This window comes from Skermanella pratensis (assembly GCF_008843145.1).
GTDB classification, from domain to species: domain Bacteria; phylum Pseudomonadota; class Alphaproteobacteria; order Azospirillales; family Azospirillaceae; genus Skermanella; species Skermanella pratensis.
This window is the reverse complement of the sequence record NZ_CP030265.1, coordinates 4736603-4757110: the sequence shown is the minus strand read 5'-3', so window position 1 is coordinate 4757110 and position 20508 is coordinate 4736603. Positions and strand designations below refer to the sequence as shown.

Here is a 20508-nt window from a genome sequence, read left to right as displayed (position 1 = left end):
CATCGCGCCGATTTCGTCAAGGGTGTGTCCGACCGGTTGGGAATTACTTGGCCGACACCCCTTTCGATCCACGCTACACCCTTTCCGGACTTTCGGCCGGGGGCGGGCTTCGCTATCAGGTCGGCGTGACGCAAACATGCCATGGGATGCCGCAATGAAGAGCCTCGCCGACCGTGTCAAGCTGGCGATCCTGTCGTCGTCCTTCCTGCGCTACCATTGCCGGTTCGACATCGCGGACGATACCGCGGGATTGAAGGTCCCGGTGATCGACGGCCAGGGCCTGGGCAACCTGAGCCGGCATGAACCGATCGTCGAACGGATGATCGCGCGGCTGCTCGACCTGCGCCCCGGCTGCTTCGTCGACGTGGGCGCCAATTTCGGCCAGACGCTGCTGAAGGTCGCCCGCCACGACCGCGGGCGCGCCTATGTCGGGTTCGAGGTGCAGCCCCTGTGCCTGCACTATCTCGACCAGCTCATCTCGATCAACCGGCTCGACACGTTCAAGATCCTGCCGATCGGGCTGTCGGACGCCGACCGCTTCGCCACCATGACCAGCGAGCATCCGGGCGACCCCCGCGCCACCACGGTCCAGGGCTTCTGGCCGCCGGACTGGCAGCCCCACGCGCGCCTCGTCCCCCTGCGGGTCGGGGACGCCGTGATCGAGGAACTGGGCCTGGACGACGTGGGCATCCTGAAGGTCGACGTCGAGGGCGCCGAGGCCGACGTGCTGGACGGCCTGGAGCGCACCGTGCGGCGCCACCGCCCCTACGTCCTGATCGAGATCCTGCCCTACACGGTCGATCCGATCGGCCGGGACGGCCCGCTGGCGGCCGGCATCCGGGACCGGCGCACCGCCGCGGTCGAGCGGCTGCTGCGCCAGAACGCGGACCGGGGCTACCGCTCGTTCCGAATGATGCCCGACGCCGGATTGCTGGAAACGACCGATTACGACGTTCCCTACCATCCCGACAACTGCAACTACCTGTTCGTGCCGGAGGAGCGGGTCGCGGAGGCGACCGGCACGGGCGAACCCGCCAGGGCGCGGGAGGAAGCGTTCTGACGGTCCCGCCGGCGGCTTCCATCGGCGTCAATGTCGGGTGGCGGCACGACGGTCGACCCACGGATGGATACCGATCGGGCAGGTCGGGGTCGCCCTGCGGCGAGAGGTCGCAATCCAGGTCCCGCGCGTCGCCTTCGCCTTGGTGGTCACCCTGCACGGTCTGGAAGCCAGGCCAGAGTAGTCCCCGACCAAGTTGACCAAGCCGGGACAGCCGGACCGATGCGTTGGGCCGCGGCCCAACCTTGTCTTTTGGTGACGTTGTATAGAGGTTTTGTCGGGGGGAACCGGGTGCCCCGTCAGGAGCACCCGGTTCACGGGGTCAGGACACTGAGCCCAACCAAGGTTAGGCACCGCACGTAGCAGAGTGCCTGCCCCGAGCCCTCGGCGTTTCTCGCACAGTTGCCAGGCGCCGTGCTTTTGGCCGGACGCCGCAGACAAGGACGAGTTCACCATGTCTTGCCAATCCTACTGCATCGGGATCGATGCCTCCAAAGCCTATCTTGACACCTGCGGCGTGCCGGGCCGCGGCGCGTGGCGCCTTCCCAACACGGCCGAGGGCCACACCGCCCTCGCGACGGTGCTGGGCGCGCTGCGCGCGGGCGGCGACGAGGTGCTGGTCATGATGGAAGCGTCGGGCGGCTGCGAGCGCGAACTGCACCACGCCCTGGCCCGGGCCGATGTGCCGGTCGCCGTCGTCAATCCCAAGTGGGCGCGTGACTTCGCCCGCTCGACCGGCCAGCTGGCGAAGACCGACCGGGTCGACGCCCGGATGCTCCAGGCCTTCGGCGAGGCCACCCGTCCCCGCCCGACGCCGGTCCCGGAGCCGTTGCGCGCCGAGTTGATCGAGATGCTCGACTACCGCGACCAGATCCTGGCCGAGATCGTCGCGCGCGGCCATCAGCTCAAGCACCTGCGCGGCGACTTCATGCGCCGGCGCGCCGAGACGGCGCTGGAAGCGCTGCGCACCGAGGCCGACACCCTGGCCTGGATGATCGAGGCGAAGCTGAACGACGACCCGGGGCTGCGGCAGCGGGCCGCCCTGCTGCGCAGCTTCCCCGGGGTCGGGCCGCTGAGCGCGGCCATGCTGGTGGTCCACATGCCCGAGTTGGGCAGCCTGACCGGCCGGCAGGCGGCCAGCCTGGCCGGCCTGGCGCCGTTCGCCCGCGACAGCGGCACCCTGCGCGGGGTGCGCACGATCTTCGGCGGCCGGGCCAAGGTGCGCCGGGCGTTGTTCCACGTCGGCCGGGTCGGCCTGCGCCACAACGCCACGCTCAAGGCCTTCTATGACAGCCTGAAGGGACGCGGCAAGCCGGGCAAGGTGGCGCTGGTCGCCTGCATGCGCAAGGCGCTGGTGATCCTCAACGCCCTGCTCCGGACGGGCCGGCCCTGGGTGGCGGAGTACGCCGCCGACGGGCCGCCGGCCGAAGCCGCCTCCGCCACGGCATCCTGAGCCCCATCCCTTTGTTCGACCGGCGGCACCATCCCTCCGTCCCGACCTGAGGGTCCAGCGGGCGGCGGGCGGAGCGGCGGTCAAGGAGGGCCGAAGGCCACCGCGGAGCGGCGCGCAGCGTCCTTGATGGCCGCTCCGCCCGCCGCCCGCTGGACCGAGGTGGGGGCGGCCAAGAGCACGTCCGACAACCGCCGCGGCAAACCGCTGACGGCGGCGTCTTCCCGTGACCATGCATGCTGCTTGAAGTTGTATATCCACACCCAACGATGCGGCTCACAAAAACAGTTGCTACGCTCGACGGCCCGCATCACCGCCGCTTCGCGTCAAACCATAGGTTGGGCCGCGGCCCAATGCGCCGCGGCGAGCGGAGCCCGGGCGAGGCGCTCCCACGCCGCTGGTGACCCTATCGAAGGTTGCGGCTTGAAGATTGTGGGGATCCGTCCCGCACTCACTTCCGTTCGATTTTCCTTCGAAATTGCATGGAATCAGCATGTAAAGCGGTATGACAAAATGCGGTAAATACGCCAGTAAATCAATACAGATAAGGACACAAATGGGACTACATAATTAACTTTACGTACACCATGTATAAGAGGTTACGATTTTAAAGTACTAACGCTTTTACTGATCATTAATTCAGCGAGAATAGCCTTGGGTTGACTTGAGTCGCTTGCGATGCACCGCAGCGAAGTTCTCATCCAGGGTATCCGCATCATGACTGCTCAATCGGCTGGCCAGACCCTTGTCGGCACCGGCGGCAATACTGTCCTCACCGGCGGTCCGGGCAACGACACCATCTGGGGCGACGGGACGCCGGTGACGGTGACCGAGCCCTTCAGCCTGCGCGTCAAGGCGTCGGCGGACCTCTACCAGGGGGCGCCGAAGATGCGGGTCTGGGCGGACAAGGTCTTCCTGGGCGAGGTCACGGTCACGGCGGTCCATGGCGACGGCGCCTGGCAGGAATTCGCGTTCTCGCGGCTGGGCCTGTCGGGCGCTTCCAAGATCCGGATCGAATATGTCAACGACCTGGGCGGCTCATCGGCCGGCAAGGACCGCAATCTCTGGATCGACAGCATCCAGGTGAACGGCGCGACGCTGACGCCGGACCAGTCGGTCTATGATCGGGGCACCAAGGTCCAGCCCGGCCAGTCCGGCATGATGTGGGGCGGCGCCCTGGTGTTCGATACCGCCAGGTATCCGGCCGCCAAGGTCCCCGCCTGGCTTCCCGGCGGCGGCGACGACATCCTGAAAGGCGGCGACGGCGACGACCTGCTCCATGGCGGTACCGGCAGCAACGTCCTGGAGGGCGGCGCCGGGATCGACACCGCCGGTTACCTTTACGATCGCGCCGACTATGCCGTGACCGCCGAGACCGACGGCACGGTAACCGTGACCGGCCGCGGGTCGAGCGACCGGCTGAGCGGGATCGAGAAGCTGAAATTCGCCGACGGCACCGTCGATCTCAAGGACCTGGTGCCCGTCGCGGCGCCGGACCGGGCCGACACGAAGGAGGGAACTCCGGTCGTCATCGACGTGTTGGCCGACGACACGGTGCCCGCCGGGGAGAGCATGCACCTGACGGGCCTGGGGCAGCCCGCCAACGGCATGGTTACCATCAATGCCGACGGGACGCTGACCTATATCCCGAAGGATTATTGGAGCGGCCGGGATAGTTTTACCTACAGCTTGAGCGACGGGAAGCACGGCACCACCACCGGTACCGTGTCCGTCGAAGTCTCGGCCGTGGCGGACAGACCCCTGCTCTCCGTGGCCGGCACTCTCCGAGCCGAAGTGAAGCCCACGGAGCCGACAGCAGTGCCCATCGACATCTCCGCGAACCTGATCGATCTCGACGGTTCCGAAAACCTCACGGTGATGATCAGCGAGGTCCCGCAAGGGGTCACCTTCACCGCAGGCGCGCGCGACGACAGCGGCAACTGGGTCCTTCAGCCGGCCGACCTGGCCGGGCTCCGGATGATCCTGCCGGCCGCCTTCTCCGAAAGTTTCGCGCTGACCGTCGCGGCCCAGTCGGTCGAGTCATCCAGCCACGCCGCCGCGGCGACCTACAAGACGGTGGACGTCCAGCTCGCCAGGGCCGCCGGCACCGACATCGTCGTGCGCGCGTCCGGCGACAGCTACAAGGGCGCCCCGACCTTCAGCCTCTTCGTGGACGGCCAGAAGATCGGCCAGACAGCCTCCGTGCAGGCGTCCCACAAGCTCGGCCAGTGGCAGGACATCGTCTTCAAGCTCCCCGCCGGCACCGATCCCCGCAGGGTCGAGATCCGCTACGACAACGACCAGGGCGATTCCGGCGGCGACCGCAACCTCTACGTCCAGTACATCGAGGTGCTCGGCACCCGGCTGGAGCCGGAGCAGGCCAGGTACGAACGCTATTCCAAGCCCGCGATCAAGGGCCAGGAAGCCCTGCTGTGGGGCGGCAAGCTGGTCTTCGCGAACGTCACGGAGGCGCCGGACCCCGGTTCCGCCGGTCCGGGCACTGGAAGCGGCGGCGGCAGCGGCGGGTCCGGCGGCTCGGGCTCCGGGACGATCACCGTCAAGGCGTCCGGGGACCCGGCCGGCGGGGTTCCGCCGCAGTTCGACCTGTACGTCAACGGCATGAAGATCGGGGCGACCACGCCGGTCACGGCGTCGCACGCCACCGGCCAATGGCAGACCTTCACCTTCACGCCCCCGTCGGGCACGACGGCCCAGACCAAGATCGAGCTGCGCTACACCAACGACAACTCGTCCCAGGGCGACCGGAACCTGTATGTCGACTATATCGAGGTCAACGGCACCCGGCTTGAGGCAGAGGACGCCGCCTATTCGCGCACCGGACTGAGCACGATCACGGGGGCCGAGGCCCTGAAATGGGGCGGCTCCCTGGTGTTCAACGGCGCCCCGGTGGCGATCGTCCCGGCGGTGATCGAGGTGAAACCCTCCGGTCCGGTCCTCAAGGCGCCCGCCCTGGCCGATGCCGCCAAGGCGGGGGAGATCGTAGCGCTTCAGCTGAAGAACGGCGGCGACAAGTCCGAACCCGCCGGCGAGGTCAGTTTCGGCCATGTCTTCAAGCAGGGCGACCTGGGGCCGGGCAAGTACCTGGTGGCCGTGATCAACGGGCGCGAGGTGCCGGTCCAGCTCGACGTCAAGGCCACCCACGAGGACGGCTCGGTCCGTCACGCCATCCTGACCGTGGCGCAGCCGGCGCTGGCCGCCGGGGCCAAGGTGGACCTGATGCTCAAGGCGGCGTCGGCGCCTCCCGCCGGGGCCGCCATCAGGCCGGCCGACATCCTGAACAAGGGCTACGACGTCGACGTGGTCCTGAACCTGAAGAACGCCGACGGGACCGTCACCAGGTTCACGGTCGACGCCGCCGCCGAGCTGGCCAAGGCCGCCGCGGCCGGTACCCTGACGACCTGGATGAGCGGCCCGCTGGCGAGCGAATACCGGCTGGTCAAACCGATCAACGACCATCTCGGCGTCACCCTGGATATCCGAGCCTTCAAGGACGGCAGCGTCCGGACCGACGTGACCCTGGGCGTGGAAAGCTCCTACACGCCCGGCGTCCAGAACTTCTACAATTACGACATCCAGGTGCTCGACCACGGCGCGGTGGCCTATGCCAAGACCGACATCGCCCATTACCGGAACACCCGCTGGCACAAGGAGATCTGGTCGGGCGACGAGCCCGGCATCCACGTGGCCTACGACGTGGGCTATCTCCAGGCGACCGGGGCGGTGGCCTCGATCGACAGCTCCATGGGCGTGCTCGCCGGCAGCGTCCACCTGCCGTCCGGGGCGAACACGGAGCCCCTGGGCAACGCCATGATCTACAAGAAGATGTCCGATGTCGGCGGGCGCGGCGACATCGGCATCATGCCGATCTGGAACGCCCGCTACCTGGCGAGCCAGGACGCTGATGCCATGAAGACCATGCTGGCCAACGCCGACGCGGCCGGCAGCATCCCGTGGCACTACCGCGACGAAGCCACGGGCGAATACCTGCGCATCGACCAGCACCCCAAGCTGTGGATGGACGGCCGGACCAACTGGGCCGAGTTCGGCTCCGACGGGCTGACCAACGGCTTCGCCAAGGGCACCGCGGTCGGGTGGGAGATGGACACCGCCCACCAGCCGGCGCTCAGCTATCTGCCCTATCTGGTCACCGGCTCGCAGTACTATCTGGACGAGCTGCTGGCCCAGACCTCCTACAGCATCGGGGCGTACGCTCCCCACTACCGCGGCTACGGCGAGGGCTTCCTGGACTTCGACCAGGTCCGCGGCCGGGCCTGGACGTGGCGCAACATGAGCGACACCGCCTACATCACGCCCGACGACCACGAGATGAAGACCTATTTCGTCGACATGCTGGAAAGCAACCTGGACAACCTGGTGGAGCGGTATCTCACCAAGGGCGCCATGGACAAGTACGGCGAGATCGAGGGGTTCTTCCGCCACGACATGTGGCCCGACGGGGACCTGCTGGTCTGGCAGTCCGACTTCGTGGCCCTGGTCCTCGGCTCGATCGCGGAGCGCGGCAGCACTCAGGCGGCCGACCTGCTGAAATGGATGGACGGCTTCACGTCGGGGCGCTTCATCCACGGCGACGACGGGTTCGACCCGCGCTTCGGGGCGGCCTACGTCCTGAAGGTCAACGCGCCGGCGAACGGGCCGGTCTACACGACCTGGTCCGACCTCTTCAAAGGCAGCTTCGGCTCCTCCCCGTCGGTCCCGGCCGAAGGCATCCTGGGCACGCCGACCTCGCCCTACGGCTATGCCGCCAACGCCAAGGCGGCGGTCGCCGCCATCTTCAGCGCGATCCAGTCGCCCGACGCCATGGAGGCGTTCGGCTTCCTGACCAAGTCCATCGTGCAGGCCAAGGGCGCCCCGTCCTTCTACCACGACCCGACCTGGAACGTGGCGCCCAAGCTGTCCGACGGGAGCTACCTGACCTTCGACGGCATCCGCATCACAAGCTCGTCGGGCAAGCAGACCCTGACCGGGTCGGACAAGAACGAACTGATCCACGGATCGCTGGGCGACGACACCATCACGGGCGGCAAGGGGATCGACATCCTGTTCGGCGCGGAGGGCAACGATGTCCTGAAGGGCGGAGCCGGCGACGATTTCCTCTACGGCGGAGCGGGCGACGACCGGCTGTACGGCGGGCCGGGCGACGATTACCTGAAGGGCAATTCCGGCAACGACACCTTCGTGTTCGACCGGGAGGCGGGCGGCCGCAACCGGATCGGGGACTTCAACGCGCACGGCTCCGACATCCTGGAGATCACCGCCGACCTGAACGGCAACGGCCTCCGCACGGCCGCCCAGGTGATCGCGACCGCGACCCACGATGCCGACGGCAGCGCGGTTCTCCACCTGGGGAGCGGCATCGAGATCGTCCTGCTGGGACTGTCGGCCAGCGAGCTGAAAGCCGGCATGATCCACATGAACTGAGGGAGGGGGCGTGCCCCCTCCGCGTCACTCCGTGTAGGGCGTGATGAACTGGGCCGGCTCGATCCAGCCGAAGCTCTTGATCTGGTCGCCGCGGAAGACGCATTCGAACGTGACCGGCACCGGCTCGCGGAACCGGTCCCCACCCTCGATCGTGCCCCTGACCTGGATCATCCGGGTCGGGAACAGGGCCTGGGTGCCGGCCTCGGGAAGGAATTCGATGCGGGCGTTCCGGACCGGCTGCCAGGGCCAGACCGACGACGGCAGCTCGGCGCAGGCCTGGGCGGCCGTCGTCTCGGGAAACAGGGTCGTGCAGCCGCCGGCCGCCAGGGTGGCGGTCGCGAGGAAGGCGGCGGTGAGAAGTGGACGCATGGTTGTGAACCCTGGTTGCCAGTCTGTACGCTAACCCGGATCACCATGGCGCAACCCCGTGCGGGCGTCCACTGGCCAATCGTGGGTCAGCCGCTCGACGAGCACTGCCGTGCCGCCGGGCGGACCGCGGGCGCCCGGTTCGGCTGTTCGTCGCGGGCCAGTCCCGCGTGCCGCTTCAGGAGATCGCGCACCGACAGGGGATCGCCGGCGGTCCCGCCCAACTCGCCGAAGAAGCGCTCGCAGAAGCCTTCCACCCGGTCCATGAAGACGTCCAGGTCGCGCTGGGTCCGCACATAGGGCGTGTTTCCCGGCACCATGGACGGGCTGTGGTAGGACAGCATGAAGATGCGCTGGCCGCGCCGGATCATCGCGCGGACCAGGGCCATGTGCTGGGCCGGCGGCACCCCTTCCGGGGTCAGGATGATCCGGTCGATCAGCCCCAGGCGCGACAGCACGCCGGGTATCCGGCAGGCCTGGGCCACCGGCGACTCGAGCGCCCCTTCCAGGCCGGGACCCTGGCCGGACAGCAGCCCGACATAGCCCCGGGTCAGCGGCAGCTCCAGCAGCCGGCCCGGCGGGCCGATCCAGTAGGGCTGCGGCTCGACCCGCCGGAAATCGGGACCGTGATGCACCCGGAGGTCCGCTCCCGGAACGGCGCTCAGGTCGATGCAGTATCCCAGCTCTCCGAGCGTCCGGAAGGTACGCGGGCCGAGCCCGTAGCGGCCGGCCTTGTAGATCCGCGGCGTCAGCCCGAGCCCGTCCTCGATCGCGCGGGTCAGCGCCTCCAGCTTGGCCCGTTCCAGGTCGGGCGGCAGGTTGCCGGGGAACGAGTTGCGCTCGGAGACCTCCTCGTCGAACGGCGGGTTGACCCAGGGGTGGAGCTGGGTCCCGATCAGGCAGGCGTCGTCCTTCAGCAGGTCGCGGAGCGGTTCGAACCCGTCGCGCTGGCTCGCCACGGGATAGTCGACGACGTAGGTGGGACGGATGCCGAACTTCTCGAAGATGCGGTGCATGGGGCCCTGGGCCGCCATGGAACGGACGCTGCGCTGATCGCGGGAGAAGGGGGCCGACCAGTCGAACTCCTCCTCCGCATCCACCACCACCAGCAGGATCGGGGGAAGTTCGGGCGGAGCCTTGATTGGATTCCAGTCGTCCTCGAACAGGACTTTTTGCTTTTCCGCCCGCATGTTCCCGCGTTCGTCTGAGTTGTGTGCCTGATTTAGCCGGCCACCGCCGGTCCGCAAGCGACAAGATGGAGGGGGTGGGTCAGGGCTGGATGCCGAAATGGATCGCCAGGGCCGATCCGATGCTGATGCCGACCGCGGCGAGCGCCAGGAGGCCGGCGACCCAGTCAGGCACCAGCGACCGGCGCTGGTGCCTGAACAGCGCTTCCAGTTCCTCCTGCCGGACGGCCAGCGCGTCCAGCCGGTCGATCAGCGCGCGGCCGAGCAGTTCTTCCCGTTCGCGGTCCGCCTCCAGCCGGCGCATCAGGCGGTCCACCCGGTCGGCGGTCGCCCGCATGCCCTGGGTATGGTTCAGCAGGAGCGAGGCGAGTTCCTCCCGCTGGCGCGCACCCGCCTGTTCCATCGTGCGTTCCAGGGTCTGGCCCAGGGTCCGGCTCAGCTCGGCGGACAGCATGTCGCCGACCATCCGCGCCGCCGGCGCCAGGACGCGCCCATCGGAGCCGGCGCCGTCGTCTTCCGGGCGCCGGTCCGTTTCCGGACGGCCCTCCAGGCCCATCACCCGGGCCGTCATGATCTGGCCTGACAGCGCGCGCAGGTCGGATGCCAGTTCCTCCAGCGTTCTGTCATCCGGAATCCGGTCCCGGACGCTCTGTGTCACCTCCCGCTCCCCTGTCAATTCGTCCGGCGCCATCTGGTCGGGGCCGGCTTCCGTGCCGTGCTGCTGCAGCGGAGCCCGGCTCATCGTGGAAACCGATCTAACCATGAGAACCCATAGAGTTGCATGACGCGACTGCGGCTTATCCGCCGTCCTTACGAGGTATACGAACCGTTCCACCAGGGTGGTTCACGGTATCTCCGCAACGAAGTGGTAGCGGCTTCAAGGCGCTGGCTGTTGCAGGTCGAGTTTTCCCGAATCCAGTGCCGTAGATGCAACAATCCATATGAAGTATCAGCCTCACCATTGGCGTCATTGATGGCTGATTACGGTTCCCGCAACCTCGCACGAGCAAAGAGAAATGAATGAATTTGTATCTTTATTTATAGAAAGGGCGAGTTCCGATTGACTGGAGAAGATCCGCGCAATCATGCAGAGACTTTCATAAGTCCAAGGGGAGACAATCGGATGGCTGCGAACCCTGGCCAAGCCGCGTCGATGCCGCCGGAGAACAGGAAGCGGATCCATCGCATGATCGAATCGGCGGTTCCGGAACCGTTGCTGCGGGCTGCCAGCCGGCTGCTGCCGCCCGGGATGAAGCGGGCGATCAACGCGGCCATAGCCTCCGGCGGGGCCGCCCTGGTCGAGACCGCCCTGGCGAAGCGGTCGGAGCGGCGTCACGGCGCCGGTCGGCGCGCGATCGGCCGGGCCGAGCTGGAAAGCGACCTGAAGGCGGCGGGCCTGCCCGACGGCGCCGTGGTCTTCGTCCACAGCTCGCTGTCCAGGCTGGGCTTCGTCGAGGGCGGGGCCGGAACGGTGCTGGCGGCGCTGGAGAACACGGTCGTGGCGCGCGGCGGCACGCTGGCGATGCCGGCCTTCACCATGACCGGGTCGATGTACGAGACGTTGAAGTCCGGCCCGCGCTTCGACGTGCGCGAGACGCCGACCGGCATGGGCAAGATCGCCGAGACCCTGCGCCGCGACCCGCGCGCCCGGCGCAGCATCCACCCCACCCATTCGGTGGCGGCGCTGGGCGACCGCGCCGACTGGCTGGTCGCCGACCATCACCGCTCGCCCTTCGCGTTCGACGCCGACAGCCCTTTCGGACGGCTGCTGGAGGCCGACGGCTGGCTGATGGGCGTGGGCACGGACCTGGGTCCGGTCACCTTCTACCATGTGCTGGAGGATCTGCGCGGCGACAGCTTCCCGTTCCCGGTCTATACGCCGGACAGCCCGCTCCTGCGGGAGGTGACCGGCCGGAACGGCGAGACCTTGAAGGTCGCCGTCATGGCCCACTCGTCGGTGGTATCGGCCGACCGGATCGACAAGCCGACCGGCCTGGGCGTACGCGGGTACGTCACCCGCTACCTGGAGCGGGACGGCGGGCTGCGCTGGATCAAGCTGGGCGACGGCAAGGCCTGGGTGATCCGGGCGGCCGACATGTTCACCTGCCTGGAATGCCTGATGGTCCAGGGCGTCACCATCTACCGCGACCCCGCCGAGGGGTCGGCCCATGCCAACGAGAGGAAAGACTTCGGTGCCGGTTCAAGAGCTCCTGCCCAGATTGGTCCCGAGGATCGTCAAAGACAAGCTGCGTCCGCTTAAGCACCTGGCGGACTTCCAGCGGCTTCCGGCGGCGGCCAAGGCGGCCGTGCGGCTCGACCGCTCCGGCGACCGGCGCGCCGACCCCGGCATCGAGGCGGCGGTCGCGGCATCCCTCGACTGGCTGCGCGCGGCCCAGGACAACTCGGTCTCGCGCGATGGCGGCGTCGCCCGGCATTACAACCTGGTGAGCGGCTGGGCGCCATCATATCCGGAGACGACCGGCTATATCGTGCCGACGCTGATCACCCAGGCGAGGCTGCGCGGCGACGCCGACCTGCGCAATCGGGCGCGGCGCATGCTGGATTGGCTGGTGTCGATCCAGTTTCCGGAAGGCGGGTTCCAGGGTGGCATGGTCGGCCAGACCCCGCGCGTGCCGGTGACCTTCAACACCGGGCAGATCCTGCTGGGGCTGGCGGCCGGCGTGGCGGAGTTCGGCGACGCCTACCGTCCGGCCATGGAGAAGGCCGCGGACTGGCTGGCCGGGAGCCAGGACGCGGACGGCTGCTGGCGCCGCTTCCCGACGCCGTTCGCCCGCGCCGACGACAAGAGCTACGAGACCCACGTCGCCTGGGGCCTGCTGGAGGCCGCCCGGATCGACCCCTCGCGCGGCTGGGGCGAGGCGGGGCTGGCCCAGGTGCGCTGGGCGATCGGCCGCCAGCGGCCCAACGGCTGGATGGCCGACTGCTGCCTGGAGGAGCCGCACCGGCCGCTGACCCACACGCTGGGCTACGCGCTGCGCGGCATCCTGGAGGCGTCCCGCTTCTCGCCCGACCCGGAATTCCGCGCGGCCGGCATCCGGTTGGCGGACGGCCTGCTGGGTTGCGTCGGCCCCGACGGGGCGCTCCCCGGCCGGCTGACGGCGGAGTGGAAGCCGGCGGTCCCCTGGGTGTGCCTGACCGGCGCCGTCCAGGTCGCCCATTGCTGGCTGATGCTGTACCAGGACACCGGCGATGCCCGCTACCGCGACGCGGCGCTGAAGGTGAACGCCCATGTCCGCCGCACCGTGGAGACCGCCGGCCCGCCGGAAACCCGCGGCGGCGTCAAGGGCTCCTTCCCGGTGGACGGCGGCTACGGCACCTTCGAGTATTTGAACTGGGCCGCCAAGTTCTTCATCGACGCGAACGAGTTGGAGCGGGAGGTCGCCGGGCGGCGTTGATCGCCGGATGAGCCTGTTGCCGCGGGTTCAGGCGGCGAAATCCATGTCCTTGTCAAGGATTTCGGGCTCCAGGCGATCGTGATGGACCAGCAATGTCCTCACGGCCAGTTCGGAGACGTTGAATTGATGGGCGATATCCTCGATCACTTCCGGCGACACAGCGTCTTCAAGGATGGCGTCTACGGCCTCGAACTCTGAGGCCAGTCGTTATGCTTCCGGACACTCACCATGTCCTTCCGGAACGCCTGTTCAAGCAGTGCGCAGGCCCGTGCCTTGGGAATAGCTTTGGTTGCGTCGCAAAGGGTTTTTCCCGGCCGCGGATCGGATGATGGCGTTAGGCCGTAGTCGTTCGGATACATCTTGTGTTGCGGACTGCCTTTGTACACTGCGATCCAGTCCCGGTCGGCCGGAGCAGGAGAGACGGGCGAACTTTCGTCCCTCGTCGCAAACGGCATGATCTTGCGTTTGGGGTTGTAGTTACCTTTCCGGCGCTTCATGACAGATTTTACCGCCGCAAGCGTTGCAGCCTTAGCCGGAGGCAAGCTTAACATAAGCTTGTGACGATACCGGCTGCCAATCTTCGGGGCCATCGTCGCGGACCAGGAACAGGCGCCGGCGGAACGGCATGGGCAGGTGCCGGCTGATCTCCGGCCAACCCGGTTGGCGCCGCTCTTCCGGCCGCTGGGTCAGTAGTGACCCGTCCCCGGCGCGCCCGGCGGCGGTCCCGGCCCATGATCACCGGATCCTCGAATTCGCCTGAACCCCTCAGGCGTCCCTGGGCTTGCGGGTGGCGCAGTCGGCAGCGGCGGGCTGGATGACCTTGGCGCAGAAATCCAGCAGCAACTCGAACTGGATATCGCGCGACAGGCCCTCGCGGGCGGCGGGCGGCAGGCGTTCCAGGCGGCCCCCGGCGGCGTCCTTGGCGGCCAGCCAGCGGCGGATCTGGTCGGCGATGGCCTGGGGATCGTTGGAGAAGAAGCCGGCCTGCCGCTCGCGGATCAGGCGCGCGGGCACGCCGTCCTCCAGGCCGATGCCCAGGATGGGTCGGAGCACGCCGAAATACTCGAACAGCTTGGCCGGCACGTTGCCCTGCTCGCGCGGGTTGTTCCACTGGAGCAGCAGAAGCACGTCGGACCGGCGCTGGATCTCCAGCGACCGCTTGTAGGGCACGGCGGGGTGGACGGTGACCCGGTCGGTCACGCCCGCCCGTTCGGCCGGCGGGAACACCAGCCCGGGGTCGCTGCCGTAGAACTCGATCCGGACCCGCTCCCGCTCCGGCCCCAGCAGGGCCAGCGCCTGGAACAGCGGCGAGGGGTCGCGCCGGCCGGAATAGAGCACGCCGGCATAGGTGATGGTCAGGTCCGGCGAGGCGGGAGGCGGCTCGGTCGGCAGCGGGAAGTCCTGCGGGTCGTAACCGTTGTAGATGGTCGCCACCGGCTTGCCGTACTTGGCGCGGTAGAACTCGGTCCAGGGCTCGGACACGGTGACGATGCCGCTGGCGCTGCCTGCGACCCGCCGTTCCATGCGGTCGAGCAGCGCCATCCGCCAGTCCGGCGCCTCGAAATAGGGGTCGTCGGCCCAGCGGTCGCGGAACTCGGCGATCCAGGGAACGCCCAGCTTGGCGCTGAGATGGTGGCCGGCGAGGAAGGCGGTGAAGGGCGGGCCGGTCACGTAGATCAGGTCGGGCTTCCAGTCGCGGCAGGTGCGCCTGGCACCCGCCACGGCCCAGGGCAGCCAGCCGACATAGCGGTCCGGCAGGTTCGACAGGTTGAGATAGAAGTCGCTGACCGTGGACAGCACCCGGCCGACCAGGGACCCGCTTCCGCCCCCGCCTCCGGCCCCGGCCTGAGCGCCGCCGCCCGGCGCCGGAGCCCGGCGGAGCAGCCGGTTGCGCAGGTTGCCGATCACGTCGATCGGCCGGTTGACGTCCACCGCGCGGGTATAGACGACCCGCTCCGGCGGGATCTCCAGCGGCAGGGTCTTGGCGAGGTCGGGCTCGCGCGCGGTCACCACGCGCACGTCCACATGGCGGCGCATCAGGTACTTGGCCAGCTTGCCGACCCGGATCGCGCCGATCGTGTTGGACGGCGGGAAGTACCAGGACAGGATCAGCACCTTCAGGGGATGCCGGTCGCTCCGCTCCTCGCCGTCGCGCCCGGATGCCGAAACCATGGCCTGATCAATCTGTGAAGAAGCAAACCCAGTCAACCTAGTTCCTTTCGGGCCCGATCCTTCAGGAGTCAGCTCCACGGAGCAAACGGTTGGTCCGCCTTGAAGGATGCCGCCGATACCCGGGAAATATTGCCAAGCGGCATGAAACACACCCGCCATATCCCTATGCAAAAAGTCAAAGGGGGCCGATAGAGCGAAATGGGCTTACTTCCAAGTTCAATTTGACCCTTACGGGTCCGGACACCGTAAATGGCCGCCATGATGCGGGCCGGACCGCCGCGGCCGGCCAATTCGGCGAATGGTCTTTTCAAAGATTTTTACGGGTTTTGAAATTCCGGTGGACGGGCACTGAATGCGCTCCCTCATTCTGTTCATGCTGTTCCTGGTCCTCGCGGTGATGGCGCTGACGATGCCGGCGGTCGGCGTGCTCACCTGGGCCTGGATCGCGATCATGAGCCCGCATCGCCTGACCTGGGACTTCACCTACGCCCTCCAGCTCAACCTCGTGATCGTCGTCGTCACCTTCGTCGCTTGGCTGGTGGCGAAGGAGCCGAAGCGGCTGCCGATGAACGCCGCCACGGTCATGATCCTGCTGTTCATGACCTGGATGACGCTGACGACGGCGACCTCGCTGGCGCCGTCCAACTCGTGGTTCCACTGGGACCTGCACATCAAGAACCTGGTCTTCGCGCTGGCGGTCGCGGCGATCATGCGCAGCCAGGTTCGCATCCAGGCGCTGATCTGGATGATCACCCTGTCGATCGGCTATTTCGGGGTCAAGGGCGGCGGCTTCACGATCGTCAACGGCGGCGCCTACACCGTGCTGGGGCCGCCGCAATCCATCATCGAGGACCGCAACCACCTGGCGCTGGCCTGCTGCATGGTCATCCCGTTGATGAACTACCTGCGGGTGACCACGGCCAACCGGCTGATCAAGATCGGCCTCGCGCTCGCCATGGCGCTGACGATCATCTCGGTGATCGGAAGCTATTCGCGCGGCGGGTTCCTGGCGCTCAGCGTGACCGCCCTGGTGTTCTGGCTGCGCTCCTCGGGCAAGTTCCTGACCATGGTGCTCCTGCTGGCCTCCTTCGTGCCGGCCGTGACCATGATGCCGGACAGCTGGAAGGAGCGCATCGGCACGATCGAGAACTTCCAGAAGGACGAATCGGTCCAGGGCCGGTTCGACGCCTGGAACTACGCGATGCGGGTGGCGTCGGACCGCCCTCTGGTCGGCGGCGGCCTCGCCACGACCGAGGTCCGGCAGGTGTTCCAGCGCTACGTCCCCGACCGCCCGCAGCGCGCGGCGCACAGCATCTATTTCCAGGTGCTGGGCGACCAGGGGCCGATCGGCCTGGGGATCTTCCTGGGCATCGGCCTGGTCGGCTGGCTGAACGCCCGGGCGATCATCCGGATGAGCCGGGACCGGCCGGAGTTCGAGTGGGCGTTCCACCTGGGCCGGATGATGCAGGTCAGCTTCATCAGCTATTTCGTCGCCGGGGCGGCGCTGTCCATGGCCTACTACACGGTGTTCTTCGTGTCCGTGGTTATCGTCACCTCCGTCAAGACGATCCTGGCCGCAGCCGAGCGGACGGAAAGGGCGGCGGCCGAGCCGGCGGTCGCGCGGGTCAGCCGGGGCGGTTTCCTGCGGCCCGCCGCCACCGGCGCCACCGCGAATTGACCGGGGCCGCACCTTCCAGCATGTCGGTCCGACCATGATCATCGTCACCGAACCCATCATCCAGGGCGACGAGCACGTGCCGGTGAACACCGGCCTGCTCGAAACCGTCGTGCGCGCCTTTCCCGGCGAACCCGTCCGCTTCTACGGCGAGGCCGGGCATATCGGCCTGATCCGGTCTCTGATCGACCCCGCCGACGGAGTGCCGGTGGATTTCCGGCCGGTCGAACTGCCGCCCCGGACGCCCGATTTCCGCGGCCGGATGCGCCACGACCTGGAATTCGCCGGCCGCCTGCTGGCCGATGCCGCCGGGTCCCACCTGATCCTGGCAAGCTCTTGCCCCTCGCTGATCGCCGCGCTGAAACTCCGCGGCCTGCGGTCGAGCGTGCGCGACGTCCATGTGGTCCTGCACGGCAACTTGGCCCTGCTGTGGTCCTGGCGGTCGCGCAACCCGGTCACCCGGCTGACCGACCTGCGGACCGCCATGTCCCTGCCGAGCCGGCTTCCGGTCCGCTATTTCGTGATGGAGCCGGGGATCCGGGGCGAACTGCTGGCGACGCTGCCCGGCCTGGATCCCGGCGACGTCCGCGTGCTGCCGCATCCCGTCAGCTCGGTCGAGGCGGCCTCGGCGCCGGCACCCGTCGCGGACGGCCCGCTGCGCATCGGCTTCATGGGGGCCGCCTCGCGCGAGAAGGGCTTCGCGGACTTCCTGGACATCGCCGGCCGGGCGGCGGGACCGGGCGTGGAGTTCCACGCCGCCGGCCGGCTCGGCGCCGACATGGCCGAGGCGGACCTGGGGGCGCTCGCCAGCCGGCCCACCTCCGCCAAGCTGGAGCGGCGCGCCTATGTCGAGGCCCTGGCGCGCCTGCATTTCGTCTGCATGCCCTACCGGGGGAGCATTACCGCTACTCGCCCAGCGGCGTGCTGGCCGACGCGCTGGCGCTCGCCAAGCCGATGCTGGCCTTCGACCTGCCGATCTTCCGCGACCTGTTCGACCGCCACGGCGACATCGGCTACCTGTGCCGCGACGGGGAGGAGATGGCCGCCCTGATCCGGAACGGGCTTCGCGACACGCTCGCCGAGGGCGGGCGCTACCGCGCCCAGGTCGAGGCGGTCAGGGCGGCGTGCGCGCCCCGGCTGGCCGGACGATTGAAGGACGACCTGCGGGCGGCGCTGACCGGCGGGCCGGGCGGGCCGTCCCTGTCCCTGGCGTCATGACCGGCCCGCGCTTCAGCGTGGTGATCCCGACCTACAACCGCGCGGAGCGCGTGACCGAGGCCGTCCGATCCGTCCGCGCCCAGACCTTCCCGGCCCACGAGATCATCGTCGTGGACGACGGCTCGACCGATGGGACGCCGGGCACCCTGGAAACCCTGGTACGAGAGACCGGCCCGCCCGTGGTGACGCTCCGGCAGGCCAACCGGGGAGCGGGAGCGGCGCGGAACCTCGGCATCGGGGCGGCGACCGGCGACTGGGTGGCGCTGCTCGATTCGGACGACACCTGGCTGCCGGGCAAGCTGGAGGATGCCCGCCGGATGATCGGGCGGGAACCCGGCCTGGATTTCATCCACTCCCGCTGCATCCAGGATTTCGGGCAGGCCTGTGGAACCGAACCGGAGCCGGAGCCGCCGCTGACGGTCGAGCAGCGCCGCGACCCCGCCGCCCTGCTGACGGGATGGCACATCAAGACGTCGAGCGTGATCCTGCGCCGGGACCTGCTGGAGCGGATCGGCGGGCTGTTCCCGACCGACCTGCGGACCTGCGAGGATTTCGAGCTGTTCTGGCGCGCCGCCATCGCGGCTGACCGCATCGGCTTCGCGCCCGAGCCGGGCACCGTCATCGCCAACATCCCGACCAGCCTGTCGCGCGACGATACCCGCGTTCTGCCGCGCCTGATGGACAATGTCGAGGCCTTAGGCCGGGTGATCCGTTGGCTCGACGGCCGCGCCGAAGCCGCCCGCCTGCGCCCGATCCTGGAAGCCCGCCGCTACTGGGCCGCCCGCGTCCTGCTGACCCGCGCCGCGCGCGACCGGCGCTTCGTCGAGGCCGTCCGCTGGCTGCGGCGCCACGGCCTCGCCCCGGCCGGGATCGCCCGCGCCGCCCTGTCCGCCGGCCGCGGCGTCCTGAACGGCGAGAACCCGTCGGGGCTGTAGATCGGATAGTGAATATTCTTGCCACAGATAACGGCGATGAACGGAGATGATCCGGGCGGCATCCTTGTCCATCGCCGTCATCCGTGGCGGATTCTCTTCTTCTTCTTCGCCGCGTCAATCCTTATAGACGACGTCGAGGCCGCGATAGGATTTCAGTTTGACGCAGGGCGGAGGTGATGCGGGCCGTCGAGCGTAGTTGGGCCGTGGCCTAACGCAGGGAATCAAATGTCCCGGCCGGAACACGAGTTTCCTACGCTATTCACGACCATAGCATCCATGCCCGCCTGGTGGCTCGGCACAGTGGTTTTGATTGATTTATCGTAGGTCGGCCTCGGCCGAAGGCCGACGCCGACAGCGTGGCCGGAGCGTTGACGCAAGGTGTCGGCGTTCGCCCTGACGGGCGAAGGCCGACCTACGGCACGACGGCACTACGCTCCGCCGAGCGTCATCAAAAACACTGTGCAGGACCACTGGTTCCAAATCTTGCCACAGATAACGGCGATGAACGGAGATGATGCAGGCGGTATCCTTGTCCATCGCCGTTATCTGTGGCCCATTCCTCCCTTTACCGCGTCAATCCTCGTAGACGACGTCGAGGCCGCGGTAGAATCTCAGGAGGTCGCGGTCGGAGATCGGCTTCTCCGCCTTGGTGCCGAAGAAATACACGCCGCCGGCGGCGTCCAGCGAGCCTTCGCGGTTGGCCAGGACGCGGTCTAGGTATTTCAGCGGGACGGTCGCCAGCTTGGCCGCCGCCCTGGCGTATTTCCGTGCCCGCCGGTCCCGGAAGAAGCTGAGCACGAAATATTCGAACGACCAGGCGAGCGCGCCGGCCGGGCCGAGCGCCATGCCGGCCTTGATCTCCGTGAAGTGGCGGAACAGCCGGCGGTGACCCAGGAAGGTGAAGCGGGTGAAATCGTAGCGGCCCATATGGACCTGCTGCATGAACGGCGTCACCGAATAGACGTAGCCGCCGGGCTTGAGCACCCTGGCGATCTCGGCGACGCAGCGGTAGGGATCGGCGACATGCTCCAGCACCGCGACCGCGATCACCGCGTCGAAGGTGGCGTCGGCGAAGGGCAGGTCGTGGAGATCGCAGACATGGTCTGCCCCCTCTCCCAGGATCACGTCGGTATAGACGTAGCGGATGTTGGAAAGGTCGGGGTAGCGCTTGTCGCCGGCCCCGGTCACCAGGATGCGCGCCTCCGGCAGGGCTTGTGCCACGTACTCCACCGACTTTTCCGAACTCCAGTCCGACGCGTTGACGGAGAAGTAGATCACCCGCTCGGCCGCGCGCCGCAGGGTGGCCTTGAGACCCCGGGTCGGCGCCTCGCCGCGGAGCCTGATCGTCTCCCCCGTGGCGCCCCGCGACGTGAAATCGGCGATGGCGAAGACGCTGTTCTCATCGTGGATCAGGATGGGAGTGCCGTCCACCACCGGATAGATCCTGCCGCAGCCGGGGCCGGGCAGACCAGCCCGGCCTCCCGGTCCTGCAGCGGAGTCCGGCAGCGCGGGCAGACCAGCGACTCGGAAAGCGCGCGCGGCGGAGCGGCGGGGGAGACCCTGAGCTGCATG

General features: G+C 68.2%; 16 protein-coding genes. 9 read left to right on the top strand and 7 right to left on the bottom strand.

All coding sequences use genetic code 11. The features are described 5' to 3' along the window. The first annotated feature begins 154 nt into the window (after positions 1 to 154). From DPR14_RS21900 to DPR14_RS28765, 3 genes are all read left to right on the top strand, one after another. On the top strand, positions 155 to 1060 hold the full coding sequence (locus tag DPR14_RS21900) for an FkbM family methyltransferase (RefSeq protein ID WP_192499095.1): 906 nt from the start codon (positions 155 to 157) through the stop codon (positions 1058 to 1060). A gap of 451 nt (positions 1061 to 1511) precedes the next feature. After that, positions 1512 to 2510 (top strand): IS110 family RNA-guided transposase, encoded by a 999-nt coding sequence (locus tag DPR14_RS21895; RefSeq protein WP_158043700.1) that lies wholly within the window; start codon positions 1512 to 1514, stop codon positions 2508 to 2510. A gap of 714 nt (positions 2511 to 3224) precedes the next feature. Next, positions 3225 to 7967, top strand: a complete 4743-nt coding sequence (locus DPR14_RS28765) for a carbohydrate-binding domain-containing protein (protein ID WP_281352652.1) — start codon at positions 3225 to 3227, stop codon at positions 7965 to 7967. Positions 7968 to 7991: 24 nt separating this feature from the next. On the opposite strand, the gene DPR14_RS21870 is transcribed toward DPR14_RS28765, so the two are convergent. From DPR14_RS21870 to DPR14_RS27540, 3 genes are all read right to left on the bottom strand, one after another. Beyond that, positions 7992 to 8336, bottom strand: a complete 345-nt coding sequence (locus tag DPR14_RS21870) for a hypothetical protein (protein WP_158047033.1) — start codon at positions 8334 to 8336, stop codon at positions 7992 to 7994. 86 nt (positions 8337 to 8422) lie between these two features. Then, positions 8423 to 9523, bottom strand: coding sequence for a polysaccharide deacetylase family protein (locus DPR14_RS21865; protein WP_158047032.1), 1101 nt, complete (start codon positions 9521 to 9523; stop codon positions 8423 to 8425). Between the two features lie 79 nt (positions 9524 to 9602). After that, the gene (locus DPR14_RS27540) at positions 9603 to 10262 is read right to left on the bottom strand and encodes a hypothetical protein (RefSeq protein ID WP_192499094.1); all 660 of its coding nucleotides are present in this window, start codon (positions 10260 to 10262) and stop codon (positions 9603 to 9605) included. Positions 10263 to 10643: 381 nt separating this feature from the next. Between DPR14_RS27540 and DPR14_RS21855 the strand changes: the two genes are divergently transcribed. Then, positions 10644 to 11780 (top strand): AAC(3) family N-acetyltransferase, encoded by a 1137-nt coding sequence (locus DPR14_RS21855; protein WP_158047031.1) that lies wholly within the window; start codon positions 10644 to 10646, stop codon positions 11778 to 11780. Beyond that, on the top strand, positions 11713 to 12936 hold the full coding sequence (locus DPR14_RS21850) for a hypothetical protein (protein ID WP_192499093.1): 1224 nt from the start codon (positions 11713 to 11715) through the stop codon (positions 12934 to 12936). The genes DPR14_RS21855 and DPR14_RS21850 overlap by 68 nt, the downstream gene beginning before the upstream one ends. A gap of 27 nt (positions 12937 to 12963) precedes the next feature. Here DPR14_RS21850 and DPR14_RS28760 read toward each other — a convergent pair whose 3' ends face one another. Together DPR14_RS28760 and DPR14_RS21845 are read right to left on the bottom strand one after the other, a co-directional pair. Then, positions 12964 to 13095 carry a hypothetical protein gene (locus DPR14_RS28760; protein ID WP_281352651.1) on the bottom strand — a complete coding sequence of 44 codons (132 nt, stop codon included), beginning with the start codon at positions 13093 to 13095 and terminating at the stop codon, positions 12964 to 12966. Positions 13096 to 13701: 606 nt separating this feature from the next. Next, complete coding sequence (locus tag DPR14_RS21845) at positions 13702 to 15108, bottom strand: glycosyltransferase (protein ID WP_192499092.1); 1407 nt, start codon at positions 15106 to 15108, stop codon at positions 13702 to 13704. A gap of 352 nt (positions 15109 to 15460) precedes the next feature. Here DPR14_RS21845 and DPR14_RS21840 point away from each other — a divergent pair, with 352 nt between their 5' ends. Genes DPR14_RS21840 through DPR14_RS21835 form a run of 4 tightly spaced genes read left to right on the top strand, consistent with a single transcriptional unit; the run spans position 15461 to position 18936 of the window. Beyond that, positions 15461 to 16786 carry a putative O-glycosylation ligase, exosortase A system-associated gene (locus DPR14_RS21840; protein ID WP_158047028.1) on the top strand — a complete coding sequence of 442 codons (1326 nt, stop codon included), beginning with the start codon at positions 15461 to 15463 and terminating at the stop codon, positions 16784 to 16786. Positions 16787 to 16820: 34 nt separating this feature from the next. Continuing rightward, positions 16821 to 17834 carry a glycosyltransferase family protein gene (locus tag DPR14_RS27535; RefSeq protein ID WP_192499091.1) on the top strand — a complete coding sequence of 338 codons (1014 nt, stop codon included), beginning with the start codon at positions 16821 to 16823 and terminating at the stop codon, positions 17832 to 17834. Beyond that, positions 17822 to 18001: a hypothetical protein gene (locus DPR14_RS27530; protein WP_192499090.1), complete on the top strand. Its 180-nt coding sequence runs from the start codon at positions 17822 to 17824 to the stop codon at positions 17999 to 18001. The genes DPR14_RS27535 and DPR14_RS27530 overlap by 13 nt, the downstream gene beginning before the upstream one ends. Beyond that, positions 17998 to 18936 (top strand): glycosyltransferase family 2 protein, encoded by a 939-nt coding sequence (locus tag DPR14_RS21835; protein WP_192499089.1) that lies wholly within the window; start codon positions 17998 to 18000, stop codon positions 18934 to 18936. The genes DPR14_RS27530 and DPR14_RS21835 overlap by 4 nt, the downstream gene beginning before the upstream one ends. Before the next feature lie 573 nt (positions 18937 to 19509). Here the strand turns inward: DPR14_RS21835 and DPR14_RS21830 are convergent. Both DPR14_RS21830 and DPR14_RS29170 read right to left on the bottom strand, forming a co-directional pair. Further along, positions 19510 to 20367: a class I SAM-dependent methyltransferase gene (locus tag DPR14_RS21830; protein ID WP_192499088.1), complete on the bottom strand. Its 858-nt coding sequence runs from the start codon at positions 20365 to 20367 to the stop codon at positions 19510 to 19512. Then, positions 20346 to 20507 carry a Trm112 family protein gene (locus DPR14_RS29170; protein WP_425500974.1) on the bottom strand — a complete coding sequence of 54 codons (162 nt, stop codon included), beginning with the start codon at positions 20505 to 20507 and terminating at the stop codon, positions 20346 to 20348. Before DPR14_RS29170 ends, DPR14_RS21830 begins: the two co-directional genes overlap by 22 nt. Position 20508 lies beyond the last annotated feature (1 nt).

Bases quoted from the DNA above. Each gene is read 5' to 3' on its own strand.
- DPR14_RS21900 (WP_192499095.1), top strand. From the start codon at position 155: ATGAAGAGCCTCGCCGACCGTGTCAAGCTGGCGATCCTGTCGTCGTCC.
- DPR14_RS21895 (WP_158043700.1), top strand. From the start codon at position 1,512: ATGTCTTGCCAATCCTACTGCATCGGGATCGATGCCTCCAAAGCCTAT.
- DPR14_RS28765 (WP_281352652.1), top strand. From the start codon at position 3,225: ATGACTGCTCAATCGGCTGGCCAGACCCTTGTCGGCACCGGCGGCAAT.
- DPR14_RS21870 (WP_158047033.1), bottom strand. From the start codon at position 8,336: ATGCGTCCACTTCTCACCGCCGCCTTCCTCGCGACCGCCACCCTGGCG.
- DPR14_RS21865 (WP_158047032.1), bottom strand. From the start codon at position 9,523: ATGCGGGCGGAAAAGCAAAAAGTCCTGTTCGAGGACGACTGGAATCCA.
- DPR14_RS27540 (WP_192499094.1), bottom strand. From the start codon at position 10,262: ATGAGCCGGGCTCCGCTGCAGCAGCACGGCACGGAAGCCGGCCCCGAC.
- DPR14_RS21855 (WP_158047031.1), top strand. From the start codon at position 10,644: ATGGCTGCGAACCCTGGCCAAGCCGCGTCGATGCCGCCGGAGAACAGG.
- DPR14_RS21845 (WP_192499092.1), bottom strand. From the start codon at position 15,108: ATGGTTTCGGCATCCGGGCGCGACGGCGAGGAGCGGAGCGACCGGCAT.
- DPR14_RS21840 (WP_158047028.1), top strand. From the start codon at position 15,461: ATGCGCTCCCTCATTCTGTTCATGCTGTTCCTGGTCCTCGCGGTGATG.
- DPR14_RS27535 (WP_192499091.1), top strand. From the start codon at position 16,821: ATGATCATCGTCACCGAACCCATCATCCAGGGCGACGAGCACGTGCCG.
- DPR14_RS27530 (WP_192499090.1), top strand. From the start codon at position 17,822: ATGGCCGCCCTGATCCGGAACGGGCTTCGCGACACGCTCGCCGAGGGC.
- DPR14_RS21835 (WP_192499089.1), top strand. From the start codon at position 17,998: ATGACCGGCCCGCGCTTCAGCGTGGTGATCCCGACCTACAACCGCGCG.
- DPR14_RS29170 (WP_425500974.1), bottom strand. From the start codon at position 20,507: ATGCAGCTCAGGGTCTCCCCCGCCGCTCCGCCGCGCGCGCTTTCCGAG.